The following is an 18297-nucleotide window of genomic DNA, read 5'->3' as shown; positions in this document are numbered from 1 at the left end:
GTGTGCATAGATATTCGTATCTTGTTGGATATGTGAAGGCTGAGGCAGGATGGCTGACATGAGCGATGATGCGGTGGTGCGGCCGCGCCCTGACGCGGCGGTGACGTTGCGGCCCGCCTCGGGCGGGCGCGTCGAGGGCGGCTTCTGGGGCGCGCGGCAGCGGGTCAACCGCGAGGTGACGATCCCGCTGGGCGGCGAACGGATCCGCGAGTCGGGCGCCTTCACCAACCTGGAGCTGGCAGCCCTCGAACGGACCGGCGGCGCGGGAGGGGAGCACCGAGGCAAGGTCTTCGCCGACTCCGACGTCTACAAGTGGCTGGAGGCCGTGGCCTGGGAGCGCGGCAGGGCCGAGGACGAGAGCCTGGCCAGGTCGTACGACGAGGCGGTGCGGATCGTCGCCGCCGCCCAGCGGCCCGACGGCTACCTGCACACCCACACCCAGCTCACCGGCCGCCCGCCCTACTCCGACCTGGCCTCCAGCCACGAGCTCTACTGCGCCGGCCACCTCATGCAGGCCGCCGTCGCCGGTCGCCGTGCCACCGGCGACGCCACGCTGCTCGGCGTGGCCGCCCGCTTCGCCGACCACCTCGTCAAGGACCTGCCGGGCGCCGCGCTCGACGGGCATCCCGAGGTGGAGACGGGCCTGGCCGAGCTGTACCGGGAGACCGGCGTCCGGCCGTACCTCGACCTGGCCGCCCGCATGATCACCGGACGCGGCCACGAACGGCTCCCGCTCAAGGGCCACCACGGGCCCGGCATCCGGCAGGACCGCGTCCCGCTGCGCGCGGCCACCGCCGTCGAGGGGCACGCCGTCCGCGCCATGTACCTCGCCGCCGGCGCGGCCGACGTCGCCGCCGAGACCTCCGACCGCGGCCTGCTGGACGCGCTGGAACGGCAGTGGCTCGACATGGTGGCGACCAGGACGTACCTGACCGGCGGGCTCGGCTCCGTCTGGTACGGCGAGCAGTTCGGCGGCCCCCACGAGCTGGCCCCCGAGACCGCCTACTGCGAGACCTGCGCCGCCATCGGCAGCGTCCAGTGGTCCTGGCGCATGCTCCTGGCCACCGGGGCCGCCCGGTACGCCGACCTCATGGAACGCACCCTGCACAACGCCGTGCTGCCGGGCATCTCCCTCGCCGGCGACCGCTTCTTCTACGTCAACGCGCTGCGGGTGCGCGCCGGCGCCAACCCCGACGACCGGCGCGCCGCCGCCCGGGGCCGCCAGGACTGGTACGGCACCGCCTGCTGCCCGCCCAACGTCATGCGCCTGCTCTCCTCGCTCGGCCACTACCTGGCCACCCGGGACGACGAGGGCGTCCAGCTGCACCTGTACGCGAACGGGACCATCCGGGCGGGGGACGTCCTGCTGGAGGTGGAGACGGACTACCCGTGGGACGGCCGGGTCGAAATCGTGGTCAGGGAGACGCCGGACCTGCCGTGGACCCTCGCGCTGCGCATCCCGGCGTGGGCCGACGGGACGGCCGGCGTGGACGGCGAACCCGCGAACCCCACAGCGCTCCCCACGACCGCGACGACCGCCACGACCGGCGCGAACGCTCGGACGTTCGTGGATGGACCTGGCATGACGGGCGGGCGTGGCGAGGCGGGCGCAGGGGCGGGCGGTGGTGAGGGCGGGCCCGGTGGGTATCACCGCGTCCGCCGGGCCTGGCGGCCCGGTGACCGCGTCAGCCTGGACCTCGCCGTCCGCCCCCGCCTGACCGCCGCCGTGCCCCGGCTGGACGTGGCCCGGGGGCAGGTCGCGGTCGAGCGCGGCCCGCTCGTCTACTGCCTGGAGCAGGTGGACCACCCGGGCGTCATCGTGGACGACCTGTGCCTGGCGGGGCCCGACCTGAGGGACGGCAGCCCGCTGCCCGGCCTGCCCGCCGAGGTGGTGCCGGTCCTCGCGCGCGGCCGGGCCCACGCGCACCGCGAGGAGGACGGCGGCTTCCCCTACCGCACCGCCACCGCCCCCCGTGAGCCGGAGCACGCGGGCCCGGTCGAGCTCACCTTCGTGCCGTACCACACCTGGGCCAACAGGGGCGCCGGCCCCATGACGATCTGGGCCCCGATGCACTGACGCCCCGGCCCCCGGCACGTAAGCTGCCGTCTACCGCGGTGACGCATCACGAGGGCCGGCCGGCCGCCGGGCCGACGCGCTCCCTGCCCGGCGCCTGTTCCGGCTGCTCGGGCTGCTGGAGGCGCCGGACTTCCCGGCGTGGACGGCCGCCGCGGTGCTCGACGTCGAGACGCACCGGGCCCAGGAGCTCCTCGACGAGCTGGTGGACGTCAATCTTCTCGACGTCGTGACGGCGTTCGAGCCACCGGCGCGTTACCGCTTCCACGACCTGATCCGGGCGTACGCACGAGAGTGCGTGGAGGCGGAGGAGACGCCGGAACGGCGCGAAGAGGCGTTGATCCGGGCGTTCGGCGCTGCTGGCGCTGATCCCGCGTCGGCCGATCCGCTGTCCCTGCTGGCGGCGGAGGGCCCGGCGCTGCTGGCCGCCATCGGGCAGGCCGCGGACCTCGGCCTGGACGAGATCTGCTGGGAGCTGGCTCTCGGCACCGAGACCCTGTTCCAGGCCAGGCGCTCGCTCGATCGCTGGGAGAACGCCTACGGCCCCGCGCTCGCCCTGACCGAGGCGGCGGGGAACAAGCGCGGCGAGGCCGCGCTGCTGGCCTCGCTGACCGGGGTGCACTTCATGCGGCGCCGCTTCGACCTGGCCGAGGCGTGCTGCACGAAGGCCGTACGGCTGTTCCAGGAGCTCGGCGACCGGATGGGCGAGGCCCAGGCGCTGCAGTACATCCCCTATGTCCTGGTCGCCGCCGGCCCTCGGAGCGTCGCCGGTACGAGCGGAACCTTCACCCTCTCCGACCTGTCGCCCACCGTGGCGCGATGAGCCCTTCAGAGACGAGGAGCACGAGGAGCACGAGGAGTCAGGCCATGTCACTCCGCAAGAGGCCGCTGCCGCTCGTTCTGGCCGTCCTGCTGTCGGTCCCGCTGTTCGCCACCACGACCGGGACCGCGCACGCCGCCCTCATCACGTACTGCAACCGCGAGATCGGCAACAACGTGGAATGCGGCAGCGCGTCCTACCTGTCGATCACGGGAGGCTCGGTCGAGGCCGGAAGGGGGATGGACGTGTACCTCTACACCGACTCGAACGTCTCGGACGCGACGTACAGCTCGAAGGGGAGCTCCGGGCACACCACGATGACGCACCGGCGGCTCAGCCCGGCGTTCAGCACCTGCAAGTGGGTCCTGTTCAAGGGCAAGTCGCACATCCTCTGCAAGTACCGCAACTGACCCGTCCCGCCGCTCAGCCGGCCGCGCTCTCCTGGCCGGTGCGCTCCAGCACGTGATCACCGAGGACGAGAACGTCCAGCCCGCTGCGCATGAACGTGGACAGGGCGTCCTCCGGGGAGCACACGATGGGCTCGCCGGCCAGGTTGAAGGACGTGTTGAGCACGGCCGGCGTGCCGGTCATGTCGCGGAAGGACTCGATCACGTCGTAGTAGCGCGGCGTCCGGTCGCGGCGGACGTACTGCGGGCGCGCGGTGCCGTCCACGTGCACGGTCGCCGGCATCAGGGGGCGTACGCCGTCGCGGACGTGGGTCGCGCCGAGCATGTAGTGCCCGAGGTCGCCGAGGTGGTCAAGAGCTGCGGACATCTGCCGCTGGCCGTCCGCATCGTCGGCAGCCGGCTGCGCGGCAGGCGGGCCTGGTCGATCGGCTACCTGGCCCGGCGGCTGCGCGAGAGCTGGCCGGGGCTGGAGGAGTTCGTCACCGGTGACCGCAGCGTCGCGGACGCGCTCACGCTCTCGTACGAGCGGCTGACCCCGGACGAACGGCACCTGCTACGGCTGCTGAGCCTGCTGCCCCCGACGAGCGTCGACGCCTGCATGGCCGCGGCGCTGGCCGACGTCGGCGTGGACTGGGCCGAGCGGCTGCTCGAAGGTCTCTTCGACGTGCACCTGATCGAGCAGTCCGCGCCCGGCCGCTACCGCCTGCACGAACTCGTCCGCCGCTTCGCCAACGCCGCGGCCCGCTACACGCTGACCGACGCGTCCCGGCACGAGGCGATGGGCCGGATCCTCGGCTGCTGACGCCGGCGCCGCCGCCGACGCCGGCGGTAAGGCCGGCTCGCCGGTCGATCCCGCCCGCGGTCAGCTCCCGCCCGCGACCAGCCCAGAGCCCGCGATCAGCGCAAGCCCGCGATCAGCCCCAGCCCGCGATCAGCTCTCGCCCACGGTCACCCCCGTGACCGACAGGCCCTCCACGTCGCCGGCCACGTCCGCACGCAGCACCCGCGCGAACGAGCTGTCCCTGATCGTGATCTCCCGCAGCGGCTGCTCGGGATACCCCCGCAGCAGGTACGCGCTGCGCGTGCGGTCGCTGCGCACCCCCGACACGTGGACGTTCCTGATCGGCGGCGGATCGTCGCCGTTGTGCCCGTCCCCGTGGTAGAGGTCGATCGAGACGACCTCCTTGGTCAGCTCGCTGACCTCGACGTCCTTGACGTAGACGTTCTCCACGTAGCCGCCGCGCACGGAGTTCGTCTTGATGTAGAGCCCGAAGTACAGCCCGGGACCGCCCCACCGGCAGCGGCGGACGAACACGTTGCGGATGCCGCCGGTCGTGTCCGTCCCGATGGCGACCGAGCCGTACCGGTAGCGCATGTCGCAGTCCTCGATCAGCACGTCCTCGCACGGCACCCCGACCCGCCGCCCGTCGGGCCCGCGTCCCGCCTTGATGGCGATGCAGTCGTCGCCCACGTCGAACACGCAGCCGGTGATCACCACCGAGCGGCACGACTCGGGGTCGCAGCCGTCGTTGTTGGGGCCGCGCGAGTGGATGGACACGTTCCTGACCAGCACGTTCTCGCACCGGACCGGATGGATTTCCCACATGGGGGAGCGCACGATCCGCACGCCCTCCACCAGCACGTTGCGGCACAGGTACGGCTGGATCATGTTCGGCCGCAGGTAGTGCCCGGCCCCGAACACCCGCTCCGCCACCGGGATACCGTCGGCCGCCATCCGCTGCAGCTCGGCCCAGTCCGCCGCCTCGTGCGGCGCGCCCTCCCGGTAGCCGAACTCGGGCGTGCCCACCCACGGCCACCAGTGCTCGGGGCCGGCCGAGCCGTCGAGCGTCCCGGCGCCGGTGATCGCGATGTTCTCCTGGCCGTAGGCGTAGACGAAGGGGGAGTAGTTGTAGCACTCGACGGCCGAGAACCGGGTGTAGACGACCGGTAGGTAGTCGGCCGGGTCGGTGCTGAACCGGATCGTCGCCCCCGCCTCGACGTGCAGGTCCACGTTGCTGAGCAGGTGGATGGCGCCGGTCTCGTACGTTCCCGGCGGCACCCGCACATGACCGCCGCCCGCCTCGTGGCAGGCCGCGACGGCGGCGCGGAACGCCTCCGTCCACGGGCCGCCGGAGCCGTAGTTCGTCAGGTCGAACCAGCGGTCGGGGAACGCGGGCGGGCGCACCCGGTCCTTCAGCTCGTCCGCGTACCGCCAGGCCGCTTCCTCGTCGGCGAAGTTCATGCCGCCTTCCTCATCCGCAGCGCGTGGTAGAGCGGCAGCGCGATCACCCAGGACGGGTTCCACGTGTTCGCCTCGCCCGTACGCTGCCAGTTCGTCTGGAAGAACCCTTCACCCTGCTCGCCGGGCACCTCGAAGCCCCAGTCGCCGGGCTCCGCGCAGACGCCCTGGCCCATGGCGTGCAAAATCGTCCAGGCGCGCTCGGCGTACCGGGGTTCGCCGGTCGCCAGGCCGAACTCCATCAGCTCGGAGGTCGGGAAGAACACGTCGAGGTGGTGGTTCTGCACGCTCACCGACGGCCAGCCGCACGCCTTGAAGCCGCGCCGCTCGAACGTGGTGCCCATGTCGTACTCGGGCGACCACACGTAGACGAACGTGAGCAGCCAGTCGGCCGCCGTCCGCGCCCACCCCGCGTACAGCTCCTTGCCGGTGAGCCGGTACAGCTCGAATGCGGCCAGGAAGTAGTACATCCCGGCCTCCTTGTCCTCCCCTGAGGCGTCGAGCGTGGCGTGCGCGAACGGCCGCTCGAACGTGGCCGCGTGCAGCCGGTGGTACTGGCCGAGCACCTCCTCGGCCCGCAGCAGCCACACGCGCTCGCCGCCGAGCCGGTAGGCCCCCAGCATCGCCTGCACGCACGCGATTCCCGCCGCGGTGACCATGGTGCTGACCGAGGCGCCCGTCGAGGTCCAGCCGAGCGGGACGACGCCCTCGGGCAGCCGCGAGTGCCAGAAGAGCGTGGCGGCCTGCGCCACCGTCTCCTCCCACTCCTGCGGCACGTCGAGACCCGCGTCCCTGAAGTCGGCGGCCAGGCCGGCCAGATCGGCGATGGTCTCGCCGTGGGCACGGCTGGAGACGAAGTCCGCGCCGTCCCTGCGGAACAGCTCCCACGCGCCGTCGTCGACGAGATAGCGGGCGGCCCGCAGGCCGCGCACCTGCGTCGCGCTGCCCGCGACGTAGAAGTCCGCGGCCCGCCGGGCCCGCTCGATCCGCTCCGGCCGGCCCTCCTGGAGGCCGAATAGGGCGTCGCAGCGGGCCAGCTTCATGCACTGCCCGGTCCAGCCGTACAGGTACGACCGGGGCCGGCCGTGCCGTACGCCGTCGTAGGCGAGGTAGCCGTCGCCGTTCCAGCGGGCGTCCATGGCGTTGGCCTTGAGCCGGACCAGCTCGTCCGCGGACAGGGGCCTGGCGCCCTCGTCCTGGTAGAGGCCGGTGCGCACGAGCGTGGTGAAGCCGAGCCCGCGCGGCTCGACCGGCCCCCAGTCCAGCGTGTGCCGGGTGGTGAGGGTCGCCGCGGGGGCGAGGTCACGGTAGCCGACCGGCCGGTCCGCGACCTCGGCCTTGCTGACGTAACAGACGTCGGGACGCCCGTCGAACATGATCACGCCGGACATGGCCGTCACCATCAGCCCCTGCACCGCCGACCCCTGCGCCGCCGACCCCTGCGCCGCCGGCCTCTGTGTCGCCGGCCTCTGTGTCGTTGGCCCCTGTGCCGCCGGCCCTGGTTCCGTCAGCCCCGGTTCCGTCAGCCCCTGTTCCGTGAGCTTCGGCGAGCGCAGGAGGCCGAGCGAGCCGTAGGCGACGGTGCCGTCCTCGGGCGACCGGTCGGGCTCGGGGTGGGCGAAGAGGCTGACGTAACGGCCGTCCCACGCGGCGTTGACCGCGGGGACGGGCAGCCGGTGCTCCTCGACCACGAGCCCGCCCGCGATGTGCGGGACGGTACGGGCCGGGTCGGACGAGGGGTTGTCGTTGTAGAGCACGCCGGGCACGGTCACGTGGGCGTCCTCGGTGGGCAGCGGGATCAGCAGGCCGGCCGCCACGTCGGCGACCTCCTCGGCCGAGTCGTTGCGCCACGTGGTGGTGAGCGTGAGCCGGCCGTCGGCGGTGAAGGCCAGCTCCAGGCGCGCGCTCAGCGCCTCGGCCAGGGCCGTCACCACCAGGGTCCCGCCGTCCGTCACCGTCACGCCGCCGGGCCGCGCGGGCTCGACCCGCCACGGCCGGCCCGCCGAGGCGGTGAGCAGGCCGCGCAGCGGGACGCGCAGGTGCGGGGCGCCGGCGTCGCGGCGGCCGAGCAGCATCTCCGGCCCGTCCCGGCCCGCCACCACCTCGACGTACTTCCCGCCCGGCTCGGCGATGGCGGCGATGGCGGCGCTGCCAGCGATGCCGGGACTGCCGGGGCTGCCGGGACTGCCAGTGATGCCGGGGCTGCCGGCGGTCCGCGCGGAGACGGTCACGGGCACCGCCTCAGCCGGACGGCCTGGCCGACCGTGCCCGGCAGGTCGACCGTCACTGTCGGGCCCTCCCGCACGCCGCCCGGCGTGACCGTCATCTCCCACGTGTCGATCACCTCGACCTCGTACCGGCCCTCCGGCACCTCGTACTCCCGCTGCGGGAAGCGGTGCTCGCCGCAGAACTCCAGGTAGAACTCGCCGGGCAGCTCCAGCATGGGCGCGTCGCGGTCGCGGTAGGTCGCCTCGTCCGGCGTGCCGGCGAAGACGTGCCGCAGCAGCGCGAGCCGGGGCACGGCCTCGCCGGTGAGCGTCCCACCGTCCCGTGACCAGGTCAGGCCCTCGTCGTCGGCGTACGCCTCGCCGTGCGTCACGTACCGCCGCCGGATCGCGCCGTCCCACGCGCTGGTGACCACCTCCTCGGGGGGCAGGCTGCGCCAGGGGTCGTCCGCGTCGCCCTCGTACCCGCACATGTCCATGAGCACCGGCCGGTGGTGGCCGCGCGTCCGCACCCAGGCGTCGCGCGGGCGGGGCGCGATCACGCTGCCGTGGGTGAAGCCGTGCCGCCACAGCAGCGGGTCGTCCGGGCCTGTCGTGATCGACAGCGGGTGGTGGCCGGGGTCCTCCTCGGCGACCAGCCGCGCCAGCGCCACCCAGTCGTGCTCGGACAGGCCCGGCAGCGCGGCGGGGTCGTCCGACAGCGACCACCACACGTTCCCGTGCGCGGCCAGCCGCGGGACCACCTCCGTCACGTAGCGGGCGGCGGCGCCGGCGTCGTCGATGCCGTCCTCGGCGCGCAGCAGCACGATCTCGGCGGTCACGCCGATCGCCGCCAGCTCCGAGATCCGCTCCTCCAGCTCGTCCAGCGTGCACCGGGTCGCGGCCGCCGCCATCCGCACCCGGTCGAACGGCGAGGATTCCAGGGCGGCGAGCGTCCGCGCGCGCCGCTTCTCGCCGTGCAGGTGCCAGCCGAGCGCGGTGGTCGCCATCGGCCCGATCCTCATCGGTCCTCCACTTCCGTCATCCGCAGCGCCAGGTACGGGCGGCGCGGCAGCACGATCTCGGCCCGTCCCCGGTGCACCCCCGCCACCGGCGTGCGCGTCATGTTCCAGGCGTCGATGATCTCCACGGTGTAGCCGCCGTCGTCGTGGCCGCCCTCGTGGCTGGCTTCGCGGACGCCTTCGCGGACGCCTTCGCGGGAGCCGCCGTCCGAGGGAGGCTCCACCGTGACGCGGGCCGGTCGCCGCCGGCCCAGGTAGCGCAGGGCGCCGCCGTCGCGGCGCAGCCCCTCCATGACCTCGCGCAGGAACGCGATCCTGGCCGGGCTCTCCCCGTACAGGCCGCCGCCGTTGCCGATCCAGGCCCGCTCCTCGTGCCCGGCCAGCGACTCGCCGTGCCCCGCGTACGCGCCGCGCGCCATGGCCTCCCAGCAGCGGTCCACCAGCTCGGGGCCGGTGACGTTACCCCAGCGCTTGCCGATGTTCCCCTCGTAGGAGATCTCGTCCAGCACCACCGGCTTCGGGCAGGCGCGCAGCCACTCGGAGGCCGGCGTGACGTCCCAGTGCTGGACGCTGTGGTGGGTGATCCACGGCTTGGTGTTGTCGTACAGGGTCGCGACCTCGTACATGCGGGTGCCGTTGTGGATCGAGCGCAGATGCTCGTACGGGTCCAGCCGCTGGATCGTGCGCAGGATGTCGTCCCAGTCCGCGACGGTCTTGGCCCGGTTGAAGTCGTACTCGTTGGCGGCCGACCACCACACGTTGCGGTAGGCGGACAGGCGGGCGACGACGTGCCGCAGGTAGGCGTGATCGGCCTCGCGCCCCATGTCCTCGACTCCCCGCACCCCTCCGTCGTACGGGTGGAAGAGGATGACGTCGGCCTCGATACCCAGCTCCAGCAGATCCCTGATCCTGGCTTCGAGATGGCGGAAGAAGACCGGGTTGTACCGGGTCCTGTCCAGCCCGCCGGGGTCCTCGCCGGCGAACGGCACCTCGGGCGGCCGCATCGGCCCGGTCGGCAGCACGCACATGCGCAGCTTGTTGAACGGGGAGGCGGCGAGCGTGGCCAGCGTCCTGCGCTCGCGCTCCGCGTCCATGTCGTGCGTCCAGTGGTAGGCGGTCGTGCCGAACGGCAGGTACGGGGTGCCGTCGGCGTACTCGAAGTCGGTGCCGGTGGCCCGCACGGGGCCGTGGTTCCCGGGAGCGGGCGGCCCCGCCTCGAAGCCGCCCGTGTGCCCGTCCAGCTCGGTCACGTTGCTGACGGTGGTGTAGCCCCACGAGCCCACCGCGTCCGGCATGAACCGGACGCGGTAGACGCCGTCGCCGTCGTAGAAGCCCTCGGCCTCGACGACGCGATTGCGGAACCGGTACCGGGCCGACAGGCGAACCTCCGCGAAGGGGTTGCCGCCGGAGGGCCCGGCCAGTTCGATCTCGTGGACGCCCCAGCGTTCCACGGTGGGGGACAGTGTTACCAATCCTTCCCTGACTCGGACTGAGCCTTGATGTAGTTGGGGATGTCCTGCTGCTGGGAGAGGGTCAGCGCCTGCTCGGGCGTCCCGCCGTCACGCAGGATGTGCTGGCGGTAGACCGACCACAGCGGCAGGTCCCAGTACTCGGTGTTCGCGTAATTGGAGATCGCGGCGTTCTCGCCCCAGTAGACGGCCGAGGTGTCGATCTTGGCCAGCTCGGGGACGGCCTTGCCGAAGCTCGCCACGACCTGGTCGGTCTCCAGCACCGCCTTGACGCCGTGGCTGGACAGCTCCGTCTGGCCCTCCTCGGAGACCAGCCACTTCACGATCGCCAGCGCCTGCTCCTTCTTGGGCGAGGACGGCGGAACGAAAGCGGCCCGCGTGTTCGGCTGGTAGGTCGTGGTGGCGCCGTTCTTCAGCACCGGGATCGCGCTGACGCCGATGTCGACGCTCTTGGCCTGCTCGGCGAAGGCGGCCTCGTCGCCGTCCTCGATGAACAGCTCGCTGCCGGCGTACATGCTGAGCCGCGAGAGCGTGTCGACCGCCATGGCCAGGTGGCCCGGCTGGCTCATGTCGCCCTTGAAGAAGTCGGTGACGGTGGTGAAGTCGTTGCGCGGGATCTCCAGGAAGCGGTACAGGTTGTCGACGTACGTCTTCCAGGCGTCCCCGCTGATGTCGACCTTGACGTCCTCGGGCGCGGGCTCCTCGCTCGACGTCGGCAGGAACGGGTAGAGCCCGGCCTGGTTGAAGTCGAGGTACTGGTCGGGGTGCTGCATGTAGCCCTTGTAGTGATCCAGGCCGTCGTCCCTGGTCAGCTGCTTGGCCTTCTTGTACGCCTCGTCGTACGTCATGCCGGGCTCGGGATACTTCACCCGGAACTTGTCGAAGATCTTCTTGTTGTAGAGCAACACATGCTCGTCGATGAACAGCGGCACGCCGTAGATGCCGCCGTCGGAGCGCGATCTGGTCAGCTCCACCGCCGCCTGGTTCAGCGTGCTGAGGTCGATGCCGGCCCGCTCCAGGTCGGCCGTGAGGTCGCCGACCCAGCCGAGCGGTTCGAGGTCGCGGTCGATGCGGTTCTTCGGGTCCTCGATGACGATGTCCGGGGTGACCCCGGCCTTCTTCAGGTCCTCGTAACGGACGGGGTAGTCCCACGTCGCGTACTTGATCTTGACGTCGGGGAACGCCGCGCGCAGCTTGTTCCCGATGAGCTCGTCGAAGACCCTGGTCGCGGCCCCCTGCTCATCCTGGACGGTCGACTCGAACGGCTTGTAGTTGGCCGCGAAGATGAACAGCTCGTCGTCGCAGACGCTGAACGGAAGGTTGTACTTGTTCGGCACGTCCTTGCAGGCCGCGGCGGAGGCGGCGTTGGCGGGGACGGCGGGGATGGCGGGGACGGACAGAGCGAGGGCGAGCAGCGCGACAGCACGCACCTTGTTCACAGGGGATCTCCTTCAGCCGGGCTATTTGGAGGGGGTGTAGCCGCACTGGCGCACGACATTTCGCCGGACGCCCTTCCTGAACTCGGTGATCGTGTGCTCGGGCCAGTTCGACAGCAGCCCCACCGAATTACGGAGGAATTCCTCGTTGAAGACGACGTGCCGGATGTTGTTGCGGTTGTAGGAATAGACCAGGTGAATGAATCCGTCCGAGCTCTGCGTGAGCACCGGATAGGTGAACTGCGGGCCCGACTGCGCCTCGACGTCCACCGAGTTCTCCCACGTGCGCCCCTTGTCGGGCGAGAGCGAGAGCCGCATGGGGGAGCGGTGCTCCACCCACGGGTTGTAGGCCAGCACGAGCTTGCCGTCGGCCAGCTTCAGCGCGGCGACCCGCGAGTTCGGGTTGCCGATCGGCTCGGCCACCGGAGCGCTCCAGGTGCGGCCGAAGTCGGTGGACTCGCTCTTGTAGACGGCCTGGTCACCGGTCCGCAGGTACGCCACCAGCCGGCCCGGCTCCACCTCCGCCACGGTCGGCTGGATCGAGCCGTTCGGCGTGCGGATCCAGGCCCCGGTGTCCTCCGGATAGGACTTCCACGTGCTCATGTCCTGGCTGAAGACGTAGAAGCCGGAGGTGGACCTCTCCTCGTCGTAGATGGGCAGCAGCACCTCGCCGTTCGACATGCGGATCGGGTTGGTGCCGACCATCCAGCCCCACTCGGAGCGGATGGTGGCGGGCTCGCTCCAGGTGCGGCCCCCGTCGCCTGAGGTGATGAGCCGGATCGAGGACTGCTCCCAGCCGTGGCCCTCGATGACGACGAAGAACAGGTAGACCCGCTCGCCGTCCGACCACAGCACGGGGTTGCCGTCGGCCTTGCCCGCCTCGTCGAACACGACCTCGGGTTTCGACCAGGTCTTCTTGCCCGGCTCCAGGCGTGACAGGTACAGCGCCTGGTCGGCGGCGCCCTCCGAGGTGCCGCCGTAGTAGACGGTCAGCAGGTCTCCCGTCGGGGCCTGCGTGACGGCGGCGGCGTGCACCTTGGGCACGGCCGGGTCGGGGGCCGCCACGTCCTGGCGGCAGGCGTACGCGCCGGTGGGAGGATCCACCCGCACGTCGCCGCCGTCAGCCCCGCCGGCGGGCCCGCCCGCCAGGTAGGAGGGCACGCCGACGGCGACCGCCAAGGCGCCGTATAAAAGGCTCTGCCGGATTTTCATGAAGCGTCGATCTCCAGATACTTGATGGTCTTCCGCAAATACGAGAAGGCGACGTCGAGCCGTCCTTCCCGGCCCTCGGTGACGCTCGGATAGGAATAGCCGAGCTCGCTTCGCCGATATTCGGCGTCGGCGTCCTGCAGAATGCGCCGGTGCGGCCAGGTCGCGCCGCCGTCCTCGGAGACGGCGACGGCCAGCGGGGTGCGCAGTGCCTTTTTGCGCCGCTCGCCGTGCTTGGTCACCCATCTGAACTGGCCGCGCTCCAGGCTCGCGTCGTTGTAGACGAGCGCGAGCCGTCCGTCGCCGAGCCTTGTGAGCTGGACGGAGGAGTCGTTGTTCGGCAGGCCGGTCCGCTCAGGGGCGGACCAGGCGCGGCCGTCGGAGGAGGTGGCGGCGTGGATCCGCCCCGCCCGCCGGTCGCGGAACATCGCCAGCAGCCGGCCGTCCGGCCGCCGCGCGATCGTCATCTGCACCAGGTCCGCGCTCGCGGGCACCTCGTGCTCGCTCCACGTACGCCCGCCGTCCGCGCTGACCTCCACCACGCTGTGGTCACCGCCGGCCGTGCAGTGGTAGGCGGGCAGCACCCACGTGCCGTCGTCCAGGACCACCGGCGGGTGCCGGACGAAGACGCCCGGCCGGGAGAACAGCACGCGCGGCTCGCTCCACGTGCGGCCCGCGTCCGCCGACTCGCGGGCCACGACGTGCGCGGTCGTCTGGTCGTGCGGCTCGCTGGAGGTGTGCAGCAGCCACACCCGCCCGCCGCCGTCCTCGAACAGCACCGGGTTCTGCTCGCTGCGCAGCGGGTCGGCCGCCACGAGCAGCGGTTGCTCCCAGCGGTCGCCGGTCAGCCGCGAGAGCACCACGTTCGTGCCGGGGTCGCCTTCCTGGGGGCCGCTGAACCAGGTGCACAGCAGCTCGCCGCCGCCGGTGCGGAGCAGGTTGGCGGCGTGGTTGTCGGGCCCGTGCGGCGCCGGCAGCAGCGCCTCACGGGCGCCCGGCAGCCCGCCGGCGGGGCCGCCGGCAGGGCCGCCGGTAGGGCGGACGACACCGTCGAAACGCGGATCACGCTCGCGTACGGCATCCTTCGACTGCGCCTCGTTCACGCGCTCACCTCTCGGACGTCGGGGTCGGGGACGCCGCGCAGGTCGAGCTCCCCGGCGAAGTGACAGGCCACCCGCCGCCCCTCGACCTCGCGCAGCGGCGGCCGTTCTGTACGGCACTCGTCCCGCGCGTACACGCAGCGGGGATGGAACGGACAGCCCGGCGGCACGTGCGCCGGGTCGGCGATGTCGCCGAGCAGCTTGATCCGCTCGCGCTGCTTCCTGGCCGCCGGATCGGGATCGGGCACCGCCGACAGCAGCGCCTCGGTGTAGGGGTGCATGGGCCGCTGGTAGAGCCGCTCGGTCGGGCCCTGCTCGACCACCCGGCCCAGGTACATCACCGCGACGTCGTCCGCGACGTGCTCGATGATGCCCAGGTCGTGGCTGACGAACAGGAACCCGAGCCCCTCCTCCTCCCGCAGGTCCGTCAGCAGGTTGAGGATCTGGGCCCGGACCGACACGTCCAGCGCGCTCACCGCCTCGTCGGCGACGACCAGCCGGGGCGAGAGCGCCAGCGCCCGCGCGATGCCGACCCGCTGCCGCTGCCCGCCGCTGAAGGCGTGCGGGTAGCGGTCGGCGTACTCGGGCCGCAGGCCGACGCGCTCGAGCAGCTCGCCGACCCGCGCCTCGATCTCCTCCTTGGTGCCGGTTCTGTGCACCCGCATCGGCTCGCCGATGATCTCGCGCAGCGTCTTGCGTGGGTTGAGCGACGAGTGCGGGTCCTGGAAGATCATCCGCACTTCCGCCCGGTACGACGTGAGCTCCTTCTCCTTCAGCCCCGCCACGTCGATCACCGAGCCGTCCGGCCGCCGGTAGAGCATGCGCCCGCCGGTGGGGTCGTGCGCCCGCACGATGCACCGGCCCAGCGTGGTCTTGCCGCAGCCGGACTCGCCGACCAGGCCGAGCGTGCGGCCCGCGACGAGGTCCAGGTCGACCTCGTCGACCGCCTTCACCGCGCCGACCTGCCGGCCCAGCAGGCCGCTGCGGACGGGGAAGTGCTTGGTCAGCCCCTCGATCCGCAGCAGGGGTTCCGTACTCACTTGTCCTCCTCGTAGAGCAGGCAGGACACCTCGCGGTCGCCCGCGGGCTCGCTCACCGGGATCAGGCGCGGCTCCGCCACGTCGCACCGACCGGCCACGACCCGGTCGCAGCGCGGGTGGAAGGAGCAGCCGGCGGGCCGCGCGTACGGGGGCGGGACCATGCCCTTGATCGCCGTCAGCCGGGTGCGTGAGGCGCGCCCCAGCCGCGGCATCGAGCGCAGCAGCGCCTGCGCGTACGGATGGCGGGGCTCGCCCAGCACCTGCTCGGCGGTGCCGTACTCGACGACCCGGCCCAGGTACATCACCGCCATCGTGTCGGCCACCTGCGCCGCCACGCCGAGGTCGTGCGTGATCAGCATGATCGCCATGCCGAACTCGTCCTGGAGGTCACGCAGCAGCTCCAGGATCTGCGCCTGCGTGGTCACGTCCAGGGCGGTCGTCGGCTCGTCGGCGATGAGCAGGCTCGGCCGGCATGACAGTGCCATGGCGATCATCGCCCGCTGCCGCATGCCGCCGCTCAGCTCGAACGGATAGGAGTCCACCCGCCGCTGCGGCATCGGGATGCCGACCCGGTCGAGCATCTCGATCGCCCGCCTGCGGGCGGCGGCCTTGCCCACGTTCTCGTGCAGCCGGACCGCCTCGACGATCTGGCTGCCGATCGTGTGCACCAGGCTCAGCGAGGCCATCGGCTCCTGGAACACCATCGCGATGTCCCGCCACCTGATCTCCCGCAGCAGCCGGGCGGGCGCGCCGACCAGCTCGACGGGGCCGCCGTCGCGGTGCAGGGTGATCTTTCCGCCCTCGATCCGGCCCGGCCGGTCGACCAGGCGCAGGATCGAGCGGGCCATGACGCTCTTCCCGCACCCCGACTCGCCGACGATGGCCAGCGTCTCGCCCCTGCGCACGCGCAGGTCCACGCCGTCCACGGCGGCGATCACGCCGTCGTCCATGAGGAAGTGCGTGCGCAGGTCCTCGATCTCCAGCAGCACGTCGTCCGCGCCCACGCCTCACCGCCCCCTTGCCGTGTCGATTGCCGTGTCGATCGGGGTGTCGCCCGGGGTGTCGCCTGCTGCTCCGGTCGCCGCGTTGGTGGCCGTACCGGTGCTCACGGGGGCCGGTCGCCGCGGGCGCCTGCGCCAGAAGGGCGTCCTGGCGCGGGGCCGGCCCGCCGATCCGTACGGGTCCGCGGCGTCACGCAGCCCGTCCCCGAAGAAGTTCATCGCGACCACGACGACCACCACCGCGACGCCCGGCGCCAGCAGCCACGGCGCGTTGGCGACCACGCGCACGTTCTGCGCGCCCTCCAGCAGCACGCCCCAGCTCACCGCCGGCGCCTGCAGCCCCAGGCCGAGGAAGCTCAGGCTGGTCTCGCCCAGGATCATGCTCGGGATGGCCAGCGACAGCGAGGCGATGATATGGCTGGCGAACGAGGGGATCATGTGCCGGAAGATGATCGACAGCCGGCCCACGCCGTCCAGCCGGGCGGCGGTGACGAAGTCCTCTTCGCGCAGCGACAGGAACCGCCCGCGCACGTCCCTGGCCAGCCCGGTCCACCCGATCAGCGACAGGAGCACGGTGATGGCGAAGTACCGGGTCAGCGGCCCCCAGTCGGTGGGGAGCGCGGCCGACAGCGCCATCCACAGCGGCAGGGTCGGGATCGCCATCAGGAACTCGATGACCCGCTGCACGATGTTGTCGACAGCGCCCCCGAAATACCCTGATATGCCGCCTATCAGCATGCCGAGTAAGAAGCTGGCCGCCACGCCGACCAGCCCGATCGACAGCGACACGCGGGCGCCGTGGATCAGCCTGGACAGCAGGTCACGCCCGTTCTGGTCGGAGCCCAGCAGGAAGAACGGCGCGCCCTTCTGCACGGGCCCGATCAGGTGGATGTCGGACGGGATCAGCCCGAGCAGCTTGTACGCGTCCCCACGCACGAACAGCCCGGCCTCGACCACCTGGGACGGATCCTCGGTGTAGGTCTGCTCGTACGTCTTCGGGTCGCGCTCGGTCGTGTACCCGTACACGTGCAGGCCGTGCTCACCCGACAGGCGCAGCACCTGCGGCGGCGCGTATGTCATCGACGTGTTCGCCGTCGAGCTGGACATCGGCGCGAAGAACTCCGCGAAGATCGCCACGAAGTAGACCGGGATGAGGATCGCCGCGCCGGCCATCGCGAGCCGGTGCCTGCGGAACTGCCGCCACATCAGCCGCCACTGCGGCAGCGTCCCCGCTTCCTTCGTCGTGGGTCGCCTGAGAAACATGGGGCGCTACTCTCTCTTGTACCGTTTGCGGATTCGCGGGTCCCACCACGCCAGCGCCAGATCGCTCACCACGGTGCCGACCACGGTCAGCACGCTGAGGATCAGCACGAAGCTGCCGACCAGATACATGTCCTGGTTCATGACGCCGCTGAGCAGCAGCGGGCCGCCGGTCGGCAGGCTCATGACGACCGACACGATGGTCTCCCCGCCGATCAGGCCGGGCAGCAGCCAGCCCACCGTGCTGAAGAACGGGCTGAGCGACATCCGTACCGGGTACTTCAGCAGCAGCTTCCACTCCGGCAGGCCCTTGGCCCTGGCCGTGTGCACGTACGGCCGGTAGAGCTCGTCGAGCAGGTTCGCGCGGGTCACCCGGATCATGCCGGCGGTGCCGGAGACCCCGATGACCACGATCGGCACCCACAGGTGGCCGAGCAGGTCGAGGACCTTGCCCAGGTTCCAGGCCGCGTCCTGGAACTCGGGCGAGAACAGCCCGCCCACGCTCGCCCCGAAGTAGCGGAACCCGATGTACATGAGGATCAGCGCCAGCATGAACTCGGGGATCGCCATCCCGATGAAGCCGAGGAAGGAGAAGCCGTAGTCACCCCACGAGTACTGCTTGACCGCGCTGTAGATCCCAATGGGGAACGCGATCGCCCAGACCATGAGCAGCGAGCTGACCGACAGGATCGCCGAGAGCAGCACCCGCTCGCCGATGAGCGTCGAGACCGGCTGGTTCCAGGCAAACGATTGACCGAAGTCACCGTGGAAGATGATCGCCGAGAACCAGCGCCAGTACTGGACGATGAGCGGATCGTCCAGGCCGTAGCGCAGCCTGAGGTTGGTGATCTCCGCCGGGGTGAGGCTCTGCCCGCCCGCCTGCGCGTTCGCGATCACCGTCGAGACGTAGTCGCCCGGCGGCAGGTTGATGATGACGAACGTGACGATCGAGATCGCCCACAACGTCACCACCACGTAGATCAGCCGGCGGCCGAAGTAACCCAGCACGTCGGCCC

The 18297-nt window shown here is 71.6% G+C and carries 16 protein-coding genes; 4 read left to right on the top strand and 12 right to left on the bottom strand.

What is annotated here, in order from left to right; genetic code table 11:
• Positions 1–58: 58 nt before the first annotated feature.
• From AB0C27_RS01835 to AB0C27_RS01825, 3 genes are all read left to right on the top strand, one after another.
• Entirely contained in the window at positions 59–2077 is a 2019-nt protein-coding gene (locus tag AB0C27_RS01835; RefSeq protein WP_357836277.1) for a beta-L-arabinofuranosidase domain-containing protein, read from the top strand.
• A 154-nt stretch (positions 2078–2231) separates the two neighbouring features.
• The gene (locus AB0C27_RS01830) at positions 2232–2897 is read left to right on the top strand and encodes a hypothetical protein (RefSeq protein ID WP_357836274.1); all 666 of its coding nucleotides are present in this window, start codon (positions 2232–2234) and stop codon (positions 2895–2897) included.
• Positions 2898–2941: 44 nt separating this feature from the next.
• A complete protein-coding gene (locus AB0C27_RS01825; RefSeq protein ID WP_357836271.1) occupies positions 2942–3304 on the top strand; it encodes a hypothetical protein in 363 nt (120 codons plus the stop codon).
• Between the two features lie 13 nt (positions 3305–3317).
• On the opposite strand, the gene AB0C27_RS01820 is transcribed toward AB0C27_RS01825, so the two are convergent.
• On the bottom strand, positions 3318–3668 hold the full coding sequence (locus AB0C27_RS01820; RefSeq protein ID WP_357836268.1) for a carbamoyltransferase C-terminal domain-containing protein: 351 nt from the start codon (positions 3666–3668) through the stop codon (positions 3318–3320).
• On the opposite strand from AB0C27_RS01820, the gene AB0C27_RS01815 reads away from it, so the two are divergent.
• Entirely contained in the window at positions 3648–4103 is a 456-nt protein-coding gene (locus AB0C27_RS01815) for a hypothetical protein (RefSeq protein ID WP_357836265.1), read from the top strand. The two genes, AB0C27_RS01820 and AB0C27_RS01815, sit on opposite strands and share 21 nt — an antisense overlap.
• Positions 4104–4232: 129 nt before the next feature.
• Here AB0C27_RS01815 and AB0C27_RS01810 read toward each other — a convergent pair whose 3' ends face one another.
• Genes AB0C27_RS01810 through AB0C27_RS01760 form a run of 11 tightly spaced genes read right to left on the bottom strand, consistent with a single transcriptional unit; the run spans position 4233 to position 18289 of the window.
• On the bottom strand, positions 4233–5543 hold the full coding sequence (locus tag AB0C27_RS01810; protein WP_357836262.1) for a glycoside hydrolase family 28 protein: 1311 nt from the start codon (positions 5541–5543) through the stop codon (positions 4233–4235).
• Positions 5540–7771, bottom strand: a complete 2232-nt coding sequence (locus tag AB0C27_RS01805) for a hypothetical protein (protein WP_357836259.1) — start codon at positions 7769–7771, stop codon at positions 5540–5542. Before AB0C27_RS01805 ends, AB0C27_RS01810 begins: the two co-directional genes overlap by 4 nt.
• Entirely contained in the window at positions 7768–8769 is a 1002-nt protein-coding gene (locus tag AB0C27_RS01800) for a DUF5605 domain-containing protein (RefSeq protein WP_357836257.1), read from the bottom strand. The genes AB0C27_RS01805 and AB0C27_RS01800 overlap by 4 nt, the downstream gene beginning before the upstream one ends.
• Positions 8766–10217 carry a DUF5060 domain-containing protein gene (locus tag AB0C27_RS01795; RefSeq protein WP_357836254.1) on the bottom strand — a complete coding sequence of 484 codons (1452 nt, stop codon included), beginning with the start codon at positions 10215–10217 and terminating at the stop codon, positions 8766–8768. The genes AB0C27_RS01800 and AB0C27_RS01795 overlap by 4 nt, the downstream gene beginning before the upstream one ends.
• A gap of 14 nt (positions 10218–10231) precedes the next feature.
• Complete coding sequence (locus AB0C27_RS01790) at positions 10232–11674, bottom strand: ABC transporter substrate-binding protein (RefSeq protein WP_357836252.1); 1443 nt, start codon at positions 11672–11674, stop codon at positions 10232–10234.
• 21 nt (positions 11675–11695) lie between these two features.
• Complete coding sequence (locus AB0C27_RS01785) at positions 11696–12883, bottom strand: sialidase family protein (protein ID WP_357836249.1); 1188 nt, start codon at positions 12881–12883, stop codon at positions 11696–11698.
• Positions 12880–13983 (bottom strand): sialidase family protein, encoded by a 1104-nt coding sequence (locus AB0C27_RS01780; RefSeq protein WP_357836246.1) that lies wholly within the window; start codon positions 13981–13983, stop codon positions 12880–12882. Before AB0C27_RS01780 ends, AB0C27_RS01785 begins: the two co-directional genes overlap by 4 nt.
• A complete protein-coding gene (locus AB0C27_RS01775; protein WP_346109513.1) occupies positions 13980–15020 on the bottom strand; it encodes an oligopeptide/dipeptide ABC transporter ATP-binding protein in 1041 nt (346 codons plus the stop codon). The genes AB0C27_RS01780 and AB0C27_RS01775 overlap by 4 nt, the downstream gene beginning before the upstream one ends.
• Positions 15017–16024 (bottom strand): ABC transporter ATP-binding protein, encoded by a 1008-nt coding sequence (locus tag AB0C27_RS01770; RefSeq protein ID WP_357836243.1) that lies wholly within the window; start codon positions 16022–16024, stop codon positions 15017–15019. The genes AB0C27_RS01775 and AB0C27_RS01770 overlap by 4 nt, the downstream gene beginning before the upstream one ends.
• 3 nt (positions 16025–16027) lie before the next feature.
• The gene (locus tag AB0C27_RS01765) at positions 16028–17284 is read right to left on the bottom strand and encodes an ABC transporter permease (RefSeq protein ID WP_357836240.1); all 1257 of its coding nucleotides are present in this window, start codon (positions 17282–17284) and stop codon (positions 16028–16030) included.
• A 6-nt stretch (positions 17285–17290) separates the two neighbouring features.
• The gene (locus AB0C27_RS01760) at positions 17291–18289 is read right to left on the bottom strand and encodes an ABC transporter permease (protein ID WP_357836237.1); all 999 of its coding nucleotides are present in this window, start codon (positions 18287–18289) and stop codon (positions 17291–17293) included.
• Between the last annotated feature and the right edge of the window lie 8 nt (positions 18290–18297).

The sequence above is a fragment of the Nonomuraea sp. NPDC048882 genome (assembly GCF_040649755.1).
Classification (GTDB): Bacteria; Actinomycetota; Actinomycetes; order Streptosporangiales; family Streptosporangiaceae; genus Nonomuraea; species Nonomuraea maheshkhaliensis.
Note: the sequence above shows the minus strand (reverse complement) of the source record. Positions and strands in the feature narration are given on the sequence as shown.